General features: G+C 61.8%; 15 protein-coding genes and 2 pseudogenes. 3 read left to right on the top strand and 14 right to left on the bottom strand.

What is annotated here, in order from left to right:
* The 3 genes from RlegSU303_RS13890 to RlegSU303_RS13900 all read right to left on the bottom strand — a co-directional run bounded on the left by RlegSU303_RS13890 (position 1) and on the right by RlegSU303_RS13900 (position 3,687).
* Positions 1 to 1,989, bottom strand: a complete 1,989-nt coding sequence (locus RlegSU303_RS13890; protein WP_131628362.1) for a primary-amine oxidase — start codon at positions 1,987 to 1,989, stop codon at positions 1 to 3.
* 76 nt (positions 1,990 to 2,065) lie between these two features.
* Positions 2,066 to 2,239 carry a hypothetical protein gene (locus tag RlegSU303_RS13895; protein ID WP_165504126.1) on the bottom strand — a complete coding sequence of 58 codons (174 nt, stop codon included), beginning with the start codon at positions 2,237 to 2,239 and terminating at the stop codon, positions 2,066 to 2,068.
* The gene (locus tag RlegSU303_RS13900) at positions 2,236 to 3,687 is read right to left on the bottom strand and encodes an APC family permease (protein WP_131645581.1); all 1,452 of its coding nucleotides are present in this window, start codon (positions 3,685 to 3,687) and stop codon (positions 2,236 to 2,238) included. Before RlegSU303_RS13900 ends, RlegSU303_RS13895 begins: the two co-directional genes overlap by 4 nt.
* 121 nt (positions 3,688 to 3,808) lie before the next feature.
* Between RlegSU303_RS13900 and RlegSU303_RS13905 the strand changes: the two genes are divergently transcribed.
* Complete coding sequence (locus tag RlegSU303_RS13905; RefSeq protein ID WP_131628364.1) at positions 3,809 to 4,846, top strand: AraC family transcriptional regulator; 1,038 nt, start codon at positions 3,809 to 3,811, stop codon at positions 4,844 to 4,846.
* A 302-nt stretch (positions 4,847 to 5,148) separates the two neighbouring features.
* Here the strand turns inward: RlegSU303_RS13905 and RlegSU303_RS13910 are convergent, their stop codons facing one another.
* From RlegSU303_RS13910 to RlegSU303_RS13945, 8 genes are all read right to left on the bottom strand, one after another.
* The gene (locus RlegSU303_RS13910; RefSeq protein WP_026158739.1) at positions 5,149 to 5,841 is read right to left on the bottom strand and encodes a molybdate ABC transporter substrate-binding protein; all 693 of its coding nucleotides are present in this window, start codon (positions 5,839 to 5,841) and stop codon (positions 5,149 to 5,151) included.
* A gap of 42 nt (positions 5,842 to 5,883) precedes the next feature.
* Entirely contained in the window at positions 5,884 to 6,243 is a 360-nt protein-coding gene (locus tag RlegSU303_RS13915) for a cytochrome C oxidase subunit IV family protein (protein ID WP_017961021.1), read from the bottom strand.
* A gap of 7 nt (positions 6,244 to 6,250) precedes the next feature.
* Positions 6,251 to 6,970: a heme-copper oxidase subunit III family protein gene (locus RlegSU303_RS13920; RefSeq protein ID WP_017961022.1), complete on the bottom strand. Its 720-nt coding sequence runs from the start codon at positions 6,968 to 6,970 to the stop codon at positions 6,251 to 6,253.
* An 11-nt stretch (positions 6,971 to 6,981) separates the two neighbouring features.
* Positions 6,982 to 7,701, bottom strand: coding sequence for a cytochrome c oxidase subunit 3 (locus RlegSU303_RS13925; RefSeq protein WP_017961023.1), 720 nt, complete (start codon positions 7,699 to 7,701; stop codon positions 6,982 to 6,984).
* Positions 7,698 to 9,476: a cytochrome c oxidase subunit I gene (gene ctaD / locus RlegSU303_RS13930; RefSeq protein ID WP_017961024.1), complete on the bottom strand. Its 1,779-nt coding sequence runs from the start codon at positions 9,474 to 9,476 to the stop codon at positions 7,698 to 7,700. Before ctaD ends, RlegSU303_RS13925 begins: the two co-directional genes overlap by 4 nt.
* 46 nt (positions 9,477 to 9,522) lie before the next feature.
* Positions 9,523 to 10,341, bottom strand: coding sequence for a cytochrome c oxidase subunit II (locus tag RlegSU303_RS13935; protein ID WP_017961025.1), 819 nt, complete (start codon positions 10,339 to 10,341; stop codon positions 9,523 to 9,525).
* A 166-nt stretch (positions 10,342 to 10,507) separates the two neighbouring features.
* Positions 10,508 to 10,897: a c-type cytochrome gene (locus RlegSU303_RS13940; RefSeq protein WP_026158740.1), complete on the bottom strand. Its 390-nt coding sequence runs from the start codon at positions 10,895 to 10,897 to the stop codon at positions 10,508 to 10,510.
* A gap of 161 nt (positions 10,898 to 11,058) precedes the next feature.
* Positions 11,059 to 11,994 carry a LysR family transcriptional regulator gene (locus RlegSU303_RS13945; protein ID WP_231283194.1) on the bottom strand — a complete coding sequence of 312 codons (936 nt, stop codon included), beginning with the start codon at positions 11,992 to 11,994 and terminating at the stop codon, positions 11,059 to 11,061.
* A gap of 76 nt (positions 11,995 to 12,070) precedes the next feature.
* Between RlegSU303_RS13945 and RlegSU303_RS13950 the strand changes: the two genes are divergently transcribed.
* Positions 12,071 to 13,441, top strand: coding sequence for a lactonase family protein (locus RlegSU303_RS13950; RefSeq protein ID WP_017961028.1), 1,371 nt, complete (start codon positions 12,071 to 12,073; stop codon positions 13,439 to 13,441).
* A 73-nt stretch (positions 13,442 to 13,514) separates the two neighbouring features.
* Here the strand turns inward: RlegSU303_RS13950 and RlegSU303_RS13955 are convergent, their stop codons facing one another.
* Positions 13,515 to 14,456: an MYG1 family protein gene (locus RlegSU303_RS13955; protein WP_017961029.1), complete on the bottom strand. Its 942-nt coding sequence runs from the start codon at positions 14,454 to 14,456 to the stop codon at positions 13,515 to 13,517.
* A gap of 226 nt (positions 14,457 to 14,682) precedes the next feature.
* Between RlegSU303_RS13955 and RlegSU303_RS13960 the strand changes: the two genes are divergently transcribed.
* On the top strand, positions 14,683 to 15,174 hold the full coding sequence (locus tag RlegSU303_RS13960; RefSeq protein WP_077978599.1) for an HIT family protein: 492 nt from the start codon (positions 14,683 to 14,685) through the stop codon (positions 15,172 to 15,174).
* Positions 15,175 to 15,365: 191 nt separating this feature from the next.
* Here RlegSU303_RS13960 and RlegSU303_RS13965 read toward each other — a convergent pair.
* Together RlegSU303_RS13965 and RlegSU303_RS13970 are read right to left on the bottom strand one after the other, a co-directional pair.
* Positions 15,366 to 16,125 (bottom strand): annotated as a pseudogene (locus tag RlegSU303_RS13965) (ABC transporter ATP-binding protein).
* Positions 16,122 to 16,380 (bottom strand): annotated as a pseudogene (locus RlegSU303_RS13970) (iron chelate uptake ABC transporter family permease subunit); the annotation flags it as partial. The pseudogenes RlegSU303_RS13970 and RlegSU303_RS13965, both read right to left, overlap by 4 nt.
* Positions 16,381 to 16,452 lie beyond the last annotated feature (72 nt).

Genomic DNA, 16,452 nt, shown 5'->3' on the forward strand with positions numbered 1-16,452 from the left:
CTATGTGTGGCAGCAGGAACCGTTTCCGGTGTCATCGGCCGAACGTTGCAGGCGATTGTCGACGCTCTGGCTGTTTTCTTCCGGCGGCAGGTCCATGGCGATGTTGGATGCGAAGAAGCCGTTCGGTTTCAGCGTGAAGCCGGCATATTCCACCGGCATGATCGGAAAATCCTCGGGCTTGCAGACATGGGTATGGCCGAAGGAATGCCAAAGCACGACATCGGCATTCTCGATTTCGCGGTTCTGCTTGACATAACCCGGCAGGCCGTCGCCGCCGGCATGCACGTTCGGATAATCGCCGCTCGCATATTTTTCCCTGGCATCGAAGGCCGTGACCCAGATGTGTTTCTTGGCGAAGCCGCCGCGCTGGGCAACGGTCGAATCCGGCTGGGCAAGCATGACCGGCGACGGCATGACGACAATCTTGTAGCCCGGCGCCTTGCCGACGCTGTTCTGGATGTTGGGGTTGGAGACTTTCCAGTAACGGCCGGTCTCGCCATTGGCGAGTGCCGGGGAATCAAGTTCGCGCTTCAGCACACGGCTCCTGGTATCGAAGACATTGCCATAAGGATTATCTTCACCCCAGGGACGCGGCACGAACTCATGCTCGGTCACAGTATTGTCGCCGCCGTCGACATCCATGTGCAGGCGCGCATTGAAGAAATGCTGGTGGGTCGGACCGCCGAGATTGTCATCGACCATGCCGCCCCATGGATAGGTTTCGCCGGTCGCGACCGCCGCCGTCTGGATGATGCCGGTGAGTTTGGCTTCGAGTTGGATCGTGCCGTCCTGGTAGAGATACCAGTAGAAGCCGTAATCGTAGTTGCCGACGGTTGCGAAGAAGGAGATGACGAGGCGGCGCGAACGGCGCACTTCGAAAATACCGTTGCGGAATTCGTAATGCTTCCAGAGGATGCCGTAATCCTCCTCATGCATGCAGATGGCGTTCTTCATGATGAAAGTCTGGCCGAGATCATCCGCCGCCGGCACGTCGAAATAGTGAATATGGCCGAGGCAGTCGCAGCCGAGTTCGAGGCAATTGGCCAGGCGTCCGAGGCCATATTCACCAGCATCGAAGGCGCTCTTCCAATAGTGGTTCGCGGTCGGATCGGCATAGGGCACGACCATTTCGGTGACACTGGCGCGAAAGACGACGGGCCGCAGCCTGCCCTGATCCTTGATGCCGAGTTCATGCAGAACGAGGCCTTCGCGCGGGGTGAAACCGACACGGAAACTCCAGTTCTGCCATTCGACTTTCCAGCCGTCGACCGTAAAGCTCGGCCCTTGCGGCTGAACGATATGCAGCGGCGTGAGATCGGGCCGCGGTTCGGGGAAGGTTTCGCGGCCATAATTGCGCTTCTTCCTCGGGACCGGAATGATTTTTTCATCGTCGACGAGATCGACCACTCGGTTGGTGATCAGATCGACCACCGCCACCACGCCCTCGATCGGATGCGCATAGCCGTTGTCACGGACATCCTCGCGCCAATAGGATACGGCGCGGACGATGCGTTTTCCCTTCTCGAATTCGCGGCCAAAATAGCCCGAGGAAAAAGGATCGATCTGGATGAGCGGAATATCCTCGTCGGTAATGCCGCGCTTCTTGACGGCAGCGATCCAGCGCGGATCGGATTTGACGGTGCCTTCAACGGTTTCGAATTCGCACAGCATGATCGGCGGCTGACCGTAGGGCAGTTCATCGAGAGGCAGCCGGATATAGGAGGACACCGTGCCGGCAGTCAGGTTGACGACGCCCTCGAAGGTTTCGCCATTGCTGATGTCGATTGCCAGGATGAAGGCGAGGCGCGGCAGCCGGTCGCCCAGGCGATAGACGGCAAGATCCGCCTTGGTCGGCTCCTCCAGCCGGGTTATCGGAAAGCGGAAGGTGGGTGCGAGTGTCTGCGTATCCTTGAGTATGGCAACGGCAGAAGCGATCTCGTCGAGGCTCAGGGGATCGAGCGGATGGGTGACTGCGACAACGGCGTCCATTGAAATACCTCTTGGTTTCAAGCCTCTTGGTTTCGGGGGGAGACGACGCACCATGGCGCGTCGCAAGTTGCGGTGATCAGGATCGACCGGAGCAGATCTGCGTATCGATCATCATCTGGTCCGCATGAATGCAGAACACCGAGCAGAAGGCGTGTGCCTCGACGGCAACCAGCAATGTTGCGCAGGTCAGGATCGCGACCGCGAGCACCAGAAGGCGATCGACGGGTGCAAGTTCGGCAACGGCACTCATTCGAAGACCTTTCCAAGGGAGGCATAGAGAGCGGGCTTGGATCTCTTGATCCGGATCGCAAACAGCGCGCCAAGAATGCCCACCAGCACCATGGCATAGGGGAAAGCCTTGACGATCAGGCTTTCGCTGCCGGAAAGGAGTGAAAGATTGGAACTGACCAGCACGAGCGAACCCATGAGACCGAGGAGCGCCAGCGTCGGAGCGGTCATCGTGGTCCAGGCGCTGTAGCTGTTCGGCGTCTTGCGGAAGAACATGATGATCGCGACGGAGACAAGCACCTGGACCAGCAGGATACCGATACCCGCCAGCGCGGCCATCCACGAGAACACGACGGTGTAAGGATCGGCGCCGAAGATCACGAACAGGCCAAGGACGACGGCCGCGATCAGGCTTTGCAGCAGACCGGCAGCATAGGGTGAGCCATGCTTGGCGTGAACCTTGCCGAGCACCTGGGCTGCCAGGCCTTCACGGCCAAGGGCGAAGAAGTAGCGGTTGAGCGTATTGTGGAAGGACAGGATGCAGGCAAACAGGCTGGTGATCAGCAGCACGTTCATCGCCTGGCTCGACCATGCACCAAGCACGGAATTGGCGGCGGTGAAGTAGAAGCTGTCGAGGCTGGCAGCCGCAGCAGCCTGCACCTTGCCCGGACCGTAGAATTGCACGATTGCCCAGGTGGAGAAGGCATAGAAGAGGGTGATGAGCAGTACGGCAACATAGGTGGCGCGGGGGATGGTCTTTTCCGGATCTTCGGCTTCCTCGCCGAAAATGGCCGTAGCTTCGAAGCCGATGAAGGAACCGATGACGAAGACCAGCGCCACACCAAGACCGGGCGCAAAGACCGACGATGGCGCGAAGGAGGAGAAGCTGATGCCTTCCGGTCCGCCGCCTGAAAAGACGATGGCAAGATCCAGCACCAGCAATATGGCGATTTCGGCAATCATGCAGACGCCCAGGATCGCGCCCGAGAAGGCGATGTTGCGCTGACCGCAGACCAGCACGACGACGAGTGCTGCGAAGGCCCAAGCCCACCAGGGCAGGACCAGCCCGAGCGGCGCTATGGCGTTGGCCATGAAGAAACCGAACAGGCCATAGATGGCGATCTGAACCGCGCTGTAGGTGACCAGCGCCATGAAGGCGCCACCCACGCCAGCCGGCTTGCCGATGCCGTGTGTGATATAGGTGTAGAACGCCCCTGCCCCGCCCACATGCCGGCTCATGGCGGTGAAGCCGACCGAGAAGAGAAGGTAGAGCAGGCCGGCAAGCACGAAAGCGCCGGGAACGCCTGCGCCATTGCCAAAGGCAAAGGCGGCCGGCGAAGCGCCGACGACAGCCGTGAGCGGCGCGGCCGCGGCAACGACGAAGAACACGATGTGGGCGAGGCCCACCGAGTCCTTGGCCAGACGACGCTCCGGCGATGATGGTGCGGGCATGCTTGCTTCCAGTGTCATGGAGAACCCCTCTTTGCTTGTTTGTTGCCAAGAAGGTAAGCGCGGCGATCTGGCCCCGAAATTGCAGTTTATGCCAATGAATCGATAACTCGCGCCACGAAGGTCACTGGAGACGCTGAAAATGGCAGTTGCATCGCATTTGATCAGCCGCATGCCCGCAGTTGCTTCAATTCGAGCCTCCGTCTTGATCCCGCTGGTGCAACAAATCGATAAAAGATCCGGGAAGACCGACCTTCTTCTCGCTTCGCACGGCATTCTGCGCTCGCAATTGGAAGATCCCTACGCTGTCCTGCCCATGGCGCGTTATGTCGCGCTGTTCGAGGAGGCCGCGACGATAACAGGTGAACCGGCACTGGGAGCCCGCATGGGCACCGGCTTCAAGCCCGCCGATATCGGCCCCATCGGCATGCTCTTCGCGCTCTCGCCGACCATTCGCAGCGCTTTCGAGCGGCTGTCGAAATATGTCAACGCGGTCCAGGGCGCGACCAGTTCCGGCGTGTTCGAGGAGAATGGCGATTTTGTCTGGAGCTACCGGATCGTCGATCCCAGCATGTGGCCGCGCCGGCAGGACAGCGAATTCACGATCGCCGCCTCCTGTCAGCTCGTCCGTTCGTGCTTCCGCCGTGGCTGGCGGCCGATCGAAATTCAGCTCGAGCATCACGCCCCGCGCGACGCCGGCGTGCTTGAACGCATCTGTGGCGCGCCGATCCTGTTCGGCCAATCTGGCAACCGGATCGTCATGAACAAGGCGGAGGCTTACCGTGTGCACCGTGCGGAAGACAAAAGCCTGATCGAAATCCTGGAGCGGCATATCGGCGATCTGGTCAACGAGCGAGCGGCCGGCGATATCGTCACGGAAAAGGTCCAGGCTCTGATCAGCATCTATCTCGGCCGCAAACCGGTGACGGTTGCAACGCTTGCCGCCGAACTGAAGATGTCGCCGCGAAGCCTGCAGCGCCGGCTGTCGGAGGAAGGCGTGTCGCTTCGCGATCTCGTTCGCCAGCACCGCCAGACACTCGCCACCCACTATCTCGGCGACCGACATGCCGCACCGATGTCCGAGATTGCGCGTGTGCTGGGTTATGCAGACAACACCGTGCTCTGGCGTGCGCTGCGATCCTGGGAAAAGAAGGGGAACGACCCATCTTCGACAGGTTGATCGAAGATGCACGGCAACGGAGATCGCCGATTGCTGCCCTACGGACGGAAGCAAAAGCCCGGCATCCTCCAGCGCCCGAGCGCGGCATTCTCCAACGCCCCTATGGTGACGGTGCCTACTTCTCCTCCCTCATTCCTGTGCTCGTCACAGGAATCCAGCCACGGCGCGTCCGCGCCGTGAATGACTCTCATACGACGAGGTCGTTCTCCCGCGCCCAAGGACTCGGGCGCACTGGATTCCTGTGACAAGCACAGGAATGAGGGAGGTTGGGTTGGCGTTCTCGTCGTCAGCCAAGCACGCCTTCAGCAACGCTCGACACCCTTTGCCGCCAGGATGTCATCAACGGCTGTCGACGTCAGAAATTCCGACAGCTGCCTGGCAGCTTCTGCGTCCGTTGACGCGGCGCTGATGCCAATGGCGAAGTCGATGTAACTTTGCAGTTCTGCCGGAAACCGACCGACAAGCATGACCTCGGGAGCGGCGGCGAGAATCGAGGTCACGGGAACGACACCCAACTCGGCCTCCCCACGGCCGACGGCCGGCGCAGTCTGCCCTCCTGATATGGCCACCAGCTTTGGCTTCACCTCATCGGCTATTCCCAAGCGTTCCAGCAAACCGGAGAAGTAGCCGCCGCTGCTTCCTTCACTGGCGTAGGCGATCGATCTGGCGCTCTTCAACGCATGTTTGAATGCTTCCACCGACCCGATGTCGAGCGGCCGACCGCCTGCCTTGGCCGCCACTCCCATTGCTATCCGGCCAAACGCGACCTCGCTCCCCGCCTTGACTTTTCCCAAGGCGGCCAGATCCTCAACCAGGTTAGGATTGGTGATGACGAGGTCAAAAGGCTCCCCAGCTTCAATCTGTTTCTTGACGACAGGATTGAGCTCCCACTTGACCGTAACTGTGAATTCTGTGTCCGTTTCGAACTGGGATATGAGAGCAAGGACGGCGGGTCGGACCGCAATAGCGCCAAAAAGTCGGATTTCCTTGGTCATCGCCGAAGTCCGCTCCGATCTGTCTATCCTGTCCAACAGACCCTAGGGCGTCGCACCGAAGAATGCCAGCCGGGTGAAGATCGTGTAGTCTGCTTCCGATACCATCAGCGCCACGAAAACCAGCACCAGCAGCGGCGGCAGCAGGATGGCGTAGACGAGCGCCAGCCGTTCCCAGGCCATGTGCATGAAGACGGCGACGATCAGCCCAGCCTTCAGCATCATGAACACCAGGATCAGCGTCCACCTGAGATAGCCCTGGATGCCGAGATAATCGACCATGTAGGAAAGGGCGCTGAGCACGAAGAGCAGGCCCCAGACGAAGAGATAGAGCCGAATCGGGTGCTGCTGTCCGGTTTGGGGCTGCTGTCCCCCGATGTGTGCATGCGCTGTTGTCTCGCTCATGACGACCTCACCACAGGTAAAAGAACGCGAAGATGAAGACCCAGACCAGATCGACGAAGTGCCAGTAGAGGCCCATGATCTCGACGGCCTCGTAGCGGCCTTTCCGGCTGGTGAAGAAGCCGCGCCGTTCCACATCGAAATCGCCGCGCCAGACCTTGTGGGCGACGATCAGCAGGAAGATGACGCCGATCGTGACGTGGGTGCCGTGAAAGCCGGTGATCATGAAGAAGGTCGATCCGAACTGTGCCGCCCCCCACGGGTTCTCCCAGGGTCGCACGCCTTCGGTGATCAGCTTCGTCCATTCGAAGGCTTGCATGCCGACGAAGCATGCCCCGAGAACGGCCGTCAGCAGCATCAGCATCGCCGTCATGCGGCGGTCGCGGCGATAGCCGAAATTGACCGCCATCGCCATGGTGCCGCTGCTCGAGATCAGCACGAAAGTCATAATCGCGATCAGGATCAGCGGAACGTTCTGGCCGCCGATATGCAGCGCGAAGACCTCGCTCGGGTTAGGCCAGGCGACCGGCGTCGACATGCGGGCGGTCATATAGGCGATCAGGAAACAGCCGAACACGAAGGTGTCGCTCAAGAGAAAGATCCACATCATCGCCTTGCCCCAGGAGGCGGTCTTGAAGGCGCGCTGATCCGAGCTGAAATCGGCGGCGACACCGCGCAGACCGGCTGGCCGGAGGTCGGGCTCGCCGTGTGTATCGATAGTCTGTGCCATCTGCAAATCTCCTAACTGAGCAGTGTGCGGCAGAGATCGACGAAATCATTCGCCCAGCCGGCAAAGAGCGCGAAGAGCAAGATCCAGACGGCGAGCATGAAATGCGAATAGATAGCGGAAAGATCGACGCTGAGGCGCAGCCTCTCCGGCGCAACGTCGGTTGAAAATGCCCTGACTGTCGTATGCGCGAGCACGGCAAGCCCGCCGAGGATATGCAGGCCGTGCAGGCCGGTCAGCAAGTAGAAGAAGCTGTTGGAAGGGTTGTCGGCCAGCACGTAGCCGGCCGCCGTCAGCTCCCGCCATGCCTGGATCTGCCCGATGAGAAAGAAGATGGCAAGCGCAAGTCCTGCAGCAAGCGCCGGTCGCAGCACCTCCATGCGGCCATGCCCTGCTTCTCTTTTCGCCCATTGCAGGGCAGCGCTGCTTAAGGCCAGTGCCGCAGTGTTCACCCAGAGCAGCCGGGGAACAGGCGTCGCCCACCAGTCGGTCGACGCCATGCGCATGAAATAGGCGCTGACAGCAAGGCTGAAGACGGCACCGACGACACCGAGAAACACGAAGAGCCCGATTTTCACCGCCGGCGCCGGCAGCCTTTGCCGCTCGGCACCGTCATGACCCGGCAGTTGCACCGACCCGGTTTCGAGCCAGGGCTTCGAGGTCAACCGCTGCCCGGAAAGCCACCAGAAGATAATGGCGGCGACTGCGGCAAGGAAGATCAGCATGACGTTCATGCGTGGACCTCTCGTGTGACGCCGCCGCCTGACGGCACCGTCTGCGGAATGAAATCCTCGGCCGCCCCCGGCACGCTGTAGTCATAGGCCCAGCGGTAGACGACCGGCAGATCCTTTCCCCAGTTTCCATGGGCGGGCGGCGTCTGCGGCGTCTGCCATTCGAGCGTCGTTGCCCGCCACGGATTGCCGCCGGACTCCCTGCCCCGGAAAAGGCTCCAGACCAGATTGAACAGGAAGACCATCTGTCCGGCCCCGACGATCAGCGCCATGACGGTGATGAAGATATTCAGCGTATCGGCCGAAGGCGGAACGAAGGCCGTCTCTCCCATCTCGAAATAGCGGCGCGGCACGCCGAGCAGGCCGAGATAGTGCATCGGAAAGAAGATCGCATAGGTGCCGAGGAAGGTGATCCAGAAGTGGATATGGCCGAGCACGTCGTTCAGCATGCGTCCCGTCACCTTCGGATACCAATGATAGATCGCCCCGAAAATGACGAGGATCGGCGCCACACCCATGACCATGTGGAAATGCGCGACGACGAACATCGTGTCCGACAGCGGCACGTCGACGACGACGTTGCCAAGGAAGAGGCCGGTCAGGCCGCCATTGACGAAGGTGACGATGAAGGCGAGCGCAAAGAGCATCGGCAGGGTCAGGTGGATGTCGCCGCGCCACAGCGTCAGCACCCAATTATAGACCTTGATCGCCGTCGGGACGGCGATGATCAGCGTCGTCGTGGCGAAGAAGAAGCCGAAGGCCGGGTTCATGCCGCTGACATACATGTGGTGCGCCCAGACGACGAAGCTGAGCGCGCCAATGATGACGATCGCCCAGACCATCATGCGGTAGCCGAAGATGTTCTTGCGCGCATGCGTGCTGATCAGGTCCGAAACGATGCCGAAGGCCGGCAATGCGACGATATAGACCTCCGGATGCCCGAAGAACCAGAAGAGGTGCTGGAACAGGATCGGGCTGCCGCCGCCATGCTGCAGCTGCGTGCCCATTTCGACGATGGCAGGCATGAAGAAGCTCGTGCCGAGCAGGCGATCGAACATCATCATGACGCAGGCGACGAAGAGGGCGGGAAAGGCGAGCAGCGCCATCACGGTCGCGGTGAAGATGCCCCAGACCGTCAGCGGCATGCGCATCAATGTCATGCCGCGAGCGCGCCCCTGCAGTACGGTCACCACATAGTTCAGCCCGCCCATGGTGAAGCCGATGATGAAGACGATCAGCGAGGAGAGCATCAGCAGGATACCCCAGTCCTTGCCGCCAGGCGTGCCGGAGAGAACGGCCTGTGGCGGATAGAGCGTCCAGCCGGCCCCCGTCGGACCGCCGGGGGCGAAAAAGCCCGCGGCGAGGATCAGCACTGCGAGCAGATAAATCCAATAGCTCAGCATGTTGGCGTAGGGAAACACCATATCGCGCGCGCCGACCATCAGCGGAATGAGGTAATTGCCGAAACCGCCGAGGAACAGCGCGGTCAGCAGATAGATCACCATGATCATGCCGTGCATGGTGATGAACTGATAATAATGATCGGCATCGATGAAGGTGAAATAGCCGGGAAAGGCGAGTTGAATCCGCATCAGCCAGGAGAGCACTAGCGCCACCAGGCCGATTGCGATCGCCGTCAGCGAATATTGGACGGCGATGATCTTGGCATCCTGGCTGAACACATATTTTGTCCACCAGCTTTTCGGATGATAGAGCTCGACATCCTCGACTTCGGCAGTGGGGATAGCGCCTGCGCTGTCGGATGGAATCTCAACCATGATCTCTTCCCCTTCGTCTCCTAGCGATCTGCGACCGCTGCGGGGTTCAGTTTGCCGGCGGCATCTCTCCCGATGACGCCGTAAGCTGGGTGAATGTCTGCTGCTGTCCGAGCCAGGTCTGGTAGTCGGCATCGGCTTCGACCACGACGGTGCCGCGCATTTGCCCATGGCCGACGCCACAGAGTTCGGCGCAGAGGATGTCGAAGGTCCCTGTCCGCGTCGGCGTGAACCAGAAATAGGTGATCATGCCGGGTATCATGTCCATCTTGGCGCGGAATTCCGGCACGTAGAAATCATGGAGCACATCGACCGAGCGCAGCAATATGTGCACCGGCTTGCCGATCGGTAGATGTAGCTCGCCGCCCTCGATGATGACGTCGTCAAGGCCGCTCGCGTCGTTTTTATCAAGGCCGAGCGGGTTTTCGGGGGTGACGTCGCCGGTCTCAGCGCGGCCGAGCTTTCCGTCGGCTCCCGGCAGCCGGAAACTCCACAGCCACTGCTGGCTGACGACCTCGACCGATGCGGCATCGGCAGGCACCGTGATGAACTGGTTCCACACGATCAGGCCGGGCGCCAGCATCGCCGCGACGCCGACCGCCGTTCCCCCTCCCAGCAGCAATTCCAGCCTGCGGTTCTCGGGCTCGTAATGTGCCCGGTTGCCGGGCTTGTGCCGGAAGCGGAAGACGCAATAGGCCATGAACGAAACCACCGCCACGAAGACGATGCCGGTGATCCAGAAGGTGATGACGAGGGTGGTGTCGATATAGGTCCAGTTGGACGCGATCGGCGTCCACCACCACGGGCTCAGCACATGGAACAGCACGGAGCCGACGACAATCAGGACGAGGATCAGCACGACAGCCATGTCCGCTCCTCCTCGAGCAGGTCGACCCGTGAAACCGCATTCCGCAAAAAGTCCGTGTTTATTATCGCACAGATAGAAAATATCGGCAATTACGGCAATTTAGGCATGCACCCCCCAGGCGCGAGCCGCCATTTGGAGTATTGCCCGTCATTGGGAATATTGCCCATCACTTGGAATATTGCTTGAGATAGGCGATGAGATTGGTGATTTCCTGGTCGTCCTTCACCCCGACGAAGGCCATCTTCGTACCCTTCACCTTCCCCTTCGGATTGTGCAGATAGTCGCGCAGCGCCGTCTCGTCCCAGACGAGACCGCCCTCGCCGGCCGCCTTCATTCCGGCCGAATAGGCGTAATCGGGATGCGTTCCGGCCTTCCGGCCGAACAGCCCATTCAACGACGGGCCGACCTTGTTCGTATCGGAATCGGCGACATGACAGGTCGCGCATTTTTTGAAAACGGCCGCACCCGCCGTCGCATCGCCCTCCTGCGCCCCGGCGTTACCAGGACAAAGAGCAATGACGGATGTGGCGATCAGCAGAACAACACGGTAATCCACGGCAAACCTCATCCTCCTCAAGGTCGCCAGCCACTCACACCCTCCGCTATCTCTCGCGTGTGGGTGGTGGTTGCCATGGCATAAAGCTTAGTCCTTCGCGGGTGCAAGTCAATCGGTTCCGCAATTGCGGCATGGATCTTCGCTGCCGCGCGCCCCGCCTTTCATGACTTCCGCTCCGGCAAATCGCCCTGCCCAACTAACCCTCTCACAATCTCCAGGAAGCGTTCGCCGCTCGCCGACAATGCCGGTGGGCGCCATGCGGCGGCAATCGGCAGGGATGGCGGCGGCGGCAGGACGGGGCGGTAGGCGACGCCCGGCCGGACGGCTTTCGCGATGCCCGAAGTGACGAAGCCGAGACCTGTTCCGGCCGCCACGAGGCCAACCAGCGTCGTCATCGGCGTCACCTCCTGGACGATCCGGGGGCTGATGCCCTCGCCCCTGAAAAGGGCTATCACCCGGTCGTATATGCTGGGACCGATCGCCCGCGGCGCAAGCAACAAGGGCTCGCCGGCAAGATCGGCGACGCGGATGACCGGCTGCTCCGCCAGCCGGTGCGTCGCCGGAAGCGCCAGCACGAACGGCTCGTCCGGCAGGGAGTGGATGATCAGATCCCGCGAAAGCGGTGGATGCAGCACGCCGAGGTCGATGTCGCCCGATGCAAGGGCGGCTTCCAGCAAAGGCGAACTCATCTCGATGAGATCGACCTCGACCTGCGCGTAGCGGGCACGAAACGCCTGCACCGCCTCCGGCAGGACGCCGTAAAAGGCGATCGGCGTGAAGCCGAGCCGCAGGCGCCCGACCTCGCCGCGCACCGCCCGCAGGGCTTCGGCCTTCGCCAGCCCGGCATGCCGCACCGCCTCGCGGGCCGGGCCGAGGAAGGCCGCGCCCGCCGGCGTCAGCGCCACGCCGCGGCGGTCGCGCTCGAAGAGATCGGTCCCGACCTCGCCTTCCAGCACCCGGATCCGTTGGCTGAGCGCCGGCTGGGTCAGGTTCATCCGTTCCGCCGCGCGGCGGAAATGCAGGTCTTCGGCAACGGCCACGAAACAGGCAAGCGTGCGGATGTCCAGGACAGCCTCCTGATGCGAAATGCCTATCACAGGCGATAGGATTACGATTGGAAAATTATCAACATCAGCGGCATTTTCAAAGGACCGCCAACAAGGGAGCAGGATCATGAACGGATCAATCCTCACCGCCGCGACGCTCGCCATCGCCTTCAGCCTCGCCGCGCCCCAGAGCATGCAGGCTGCCGAGGGCGCGCAAGCAGCGCCCGAGATTCTCCGCCGCATCTCTGCGAGCCGGATCGCCGTCATCTCCGACGGTGATTTTCTCGCCCGGACTTACGGCACCGCCGAGCTTGCGCCGCGAAATGCCGGCTATCGCGATCTGCTGACGATCATGTCACCAGTCGGGGAGAAGATCGTCACCGGTTCGATACCGGTCTCCAATTCGGTGACCTCGGCGCCTGAAATCCTAGCCCTCAGCGAAGACGGGCAAACCGCCTTCGTCACTGAAAGGCTGGGCGAACGTCCAAAGGGCGGCAACAGAATCAGCGACCTGCCGCCGGGCCGGCGGCTCTTCGCAGTCGACCTTTCGGATGACGCGGCACTCCGCCTCTCCGACACGGTGGAGATCGAAGCCTTCCCCGAGGCCTTGTCCCTCAGCCCGGATGGAGAGAGCGTCGCCGTCGTTTCCAACACGCCGGAGGCGAGCTTCGTCCAGATCGTCGCCTATCGCGATGGCCGCTTCAGCCGCCTCGCCCGGTTCGACCTCGCCGACCTCGGGGTGAGAGGATCCGAGCCGGCCCCGCGCGGCGGCGTGACCTCGACCAACGTCCACTGGCATCCCTCAGGCCGCTTCCTGGCAGTCAATATCAACACGCAAAACCGGGTCGCCTTCTTCGAGGTCACCGGAGCCAACGACGCGCCCATTCTGCGCCCATGGGGCAATGTCGTGGAGGTTGGCGCCGATCCCTTCGTCGGCCGTTTCACACCCGACGGGCGCCATTATCTCACCGCCAACTGGGGCCGGAACTTCACCGCCAAGAACCTGGAGGGCCGTATTCCGCAGACACCATCGACGATCAGCGTCATCAGGCTCGCCGATCCCGCTACATCGCCACAATCGGCTCGCCACGATCTCCTCGGCGGTGCCGAGACCGGCCTCTCCTCCGAGGGCATCGCCATCAGTCCGGACGGCCAGCTCGTCGCCACCGTCAATATGCGCGGCACAGCCTTCCCGCCGGGCTCTGCCCGCTTCCACCGCGACGCCAGCGTCACGCTTCTGAGTTTTGATCCGGCAACCGGCGCCATCGCCAGGCTCGCCGACTATCCCTTCGAGGGTTCCCTGCCGGAAGGCGGCGCCTTCGATCGGACAGGAGACCACTTCCTCGCCACCGTGTTCCAGGGCCATGACGGGGCCGGGCCCGAGGCCGGCCCGGGGCTCGAAGTCTTCCGCGTCGCAAAAGGCGACCGGCCGGCGCTTAAGCGGCTCGGCCGCGTGCCGCTGCCGCACGGCGTCCACCATGTCGATCTCGCACCGTAGGACGCCCGCAGATTTGCGCAGACGGCGAAGGTGGGGGAATATTATTCAATATCGGACTGATGACCATGCGACCTCAGCTGCCGCCATTTGGCTGCGCCCCGATCGAAAGCGCCTCCTTTACCGCCAGCTCGGCCATGGCGAGAGCAGCCTCGCGGGTCCTGGCGGCGGCGATGAAGCGGCCGTTGTGGCAGAAGCTTGCACCCTCTATGCCGCACACCGCCTCCAGTGCACCATTGGTGAGCCCGGCCCAGGCCGCCGGCAGGTCGGCCCTGAGCTCGAACCCTTCCTCGGCGCGGCGAATGCCGGTCACGCACCAATCCTTTTCACGCGGGTGAACGACGAACAGCAGGTGATCGGCACCCGCCTTGACGATGGCGGGACGGAAGGGCATGCCCCTCGGCAATTCCAGAACACGCCCCTGCCCCGCGGCCTCGATTGCCCGATGCACGATCGCTTCGGCCCGCAATTTTGCGGCACTCTGGGCGATCCTGGCCTCGACGAAACTGCGGGCAATGGCAAGGGCCGCGTGGAAGGCACGATCGTCGGCCTCAGGGTCCGCTTCGTCGAAAACCGGTTTCAGGGTTTCCAGCAGCACCGGCAGCGTCAGCCCGGCCAGCGGCCCGGATGGGCTGAGCGCGCCATTATCAGTCAGATCGATCGGCAGCACGAAGCCGGCGTCGAAAGAGCCATGCATCGCCTCGACATGCGCTTCGGGAAGGTCGGAGGCTGCGAGATAGTCACGGCCGTAATGCTTCCAGATCAGCCCGAACGAGCTGTAGGGCTGGCCATCGTCGCGCAACGGCGCGCCGCGCTGGTGGTGATCGAATATCCCGGCAGCGGGGTCATAAGCTCCGCCGACATCGTAGATGATCCGGTCTTCGCCCGGCGTGATCCACTCCGGCGCCCGGCTGCGAACGATACGCGCCTGCGGGAAAAGCCGGGTCAGGATGACGCTCGACAGCAATTCATCGGCATGAAAGCCACCGGAATGGGTGACGAGGAAATCGGGGATCATGGGAGCTATGCGCCTTGTCGTTCGCGGAGAGTCCGCTTGCAGGTCGGCACCAAATAACCGTTGCCGGCTGCTATCTCAACCCATACCTTAAATCGGAGAGGATTTAAGAATAAAATGATGCAGCAATCCAATGTGTTACAGCGTCCTTTCGCACCACGCCAAGATACCGGTCTCTAGTTGAATTCATCGAAGCCCCTGAAGGGTGCATCAGGATAAGAGGCAGTCCGTGGAGATCCCTCAGCACTTTCACGTTGTCGAGACGGCCGGATGGCTTGTGAACCACCGCATGAACTCCGCCCTTCCCGGTTACCTCATGATCAGTTCCAAGACCGACACCAACGATCTGTCGGATCTGCCCGAAGACGCTTTGGCCGAATTCGGCCCGTTGCTTGCAAGGGCTCAGAGCACGCTGAAACGGCAATTGAATGCTCAGCGCGTCTATATCGGCCGGTACGGGCACATGCCCAGTTATCCGATCCACTTCCATGTGATCCCGATATATGACTGGGTGGAGGAGTTGTTCTGGAAGGACGCTCGATATCGCCTGCTCGAGAATTTTGCAGAAGGACCGGGGGAAACTGCAACGGATGGCGCAGAACTGACGCTGTTTGTCTGGCGCGAGTTCTGCGAACGCGCAGAGCCGCCGCCGATCAGAGGGCCTTCGGTCTCAGAGGCCATCGAGCTGCTGCGAGAGGCAATGCGGTTTCCGCCGCTTTAGATCATGCATGTCGCCGGAAAATGCCCAGCGGTTTTGGCAGGACGGCATGCATGAAGAGAAAGGGGTCCAAGACAGCGCCGGCCTCGTGACCCCTGGCGATCCTATGGCCGAAAAGCGAGGTCGAAGGTCTCCGGCCGTCTCGACCAATAATCGCCGATCTCCTCCATGAGATCGAAATTCCCGGGCATCCATCAATCCATGACGTATTGGATATGATGCCGGCCGTGCACGCCGATTTCTGGACATGGGCGCGAACGCCGAAGACCCGGCCGTATCCTCGGTCAGCACAACCTCGGGCGCACCGGAGGCAACGATCTCGCCTTTCTGAAGCACCGCCAGCCTGTCGCAGAACATCGCCGCCAGATTAAGATCGTGCAGCGCGACGATGCAGGTGATGCCGAGCTTCGAGATCAGCGAGAGAATGTCGAGCTGATGCTGGATATCGAGATGGTTGGTCGGCTCGTCGAGTAGCAGTTCGCTCGGCGCCTGCGCCAGCGATCTGGCAATATGGACGCGCTGACGCTCGCCGCCCGACAGCATCTGCCAGAGTTGGCCCGCCCTCTCCTGCATGCCCACCCGCGACAGGGCCTCGTCGACGGCGGCGTCGTCTCCGGCACCCCAGGACGACAACAGCCCGCGATGCGGCGTGCGGCCGAGCCGCACCACTTCGCGCACGGTCAATTGCGTATCGGTCGTCGACTGCTGCTCGACGAAGGCGACGCGACGCGCAAGGGCTGCGCGCGGTAGCGAGGAAATGTCGTCCTCACCCAGCCGGATGATGCCGCTGCGAACCCTGCGCAGCCGACAGATCAATCTGAGAAGGCTCGATTTGCCGGAACCGTTCGGCCCGAGCAGACCGAGCACCTTGCCCTTTGCCACCGTCAGGCTGACGCCGTTGACGATAGCGATATTACCGGCGGCAAAGCTCACCTCGTCGATGCTGATGCTCATGCCTTCCCCCGCACACGATAGAGGATGACGGCGAAGGCCGGTGCGCCGAAGAGCGCGGTGACGACCCCGATCGGCAGGATCTGCTGCGGGATGATGATGCGCGAAATGATATCGGCGCCGACCATGTAGATCGCGCCGCCGAGCGCCGTTGCCGGCAGCAGCCGCCTATGCGCCGGTCCGACGAGGAAGCGGGCGGCATGGGGGATGGACGAGGCCGACGAAGCCGATCGAACCCACCATGCTGACGACGCTTGCATGGCTTCATGCCGCAGTTCGGTGCGCGAACTGTCCCCGCGCCAGCGGGACTTGCGAAAATTATCCGTTGAT

This window comes from Rhizobium sp. SU303 (assembly GCF_021052345.1).
Taxonomy (GTDB): Bacteria; Pseudomonadota; Alphaproteobacteria; order Rhizobiales; family Rhizobiaceae; genus Rhizobium; species Rhizobium laguerreae.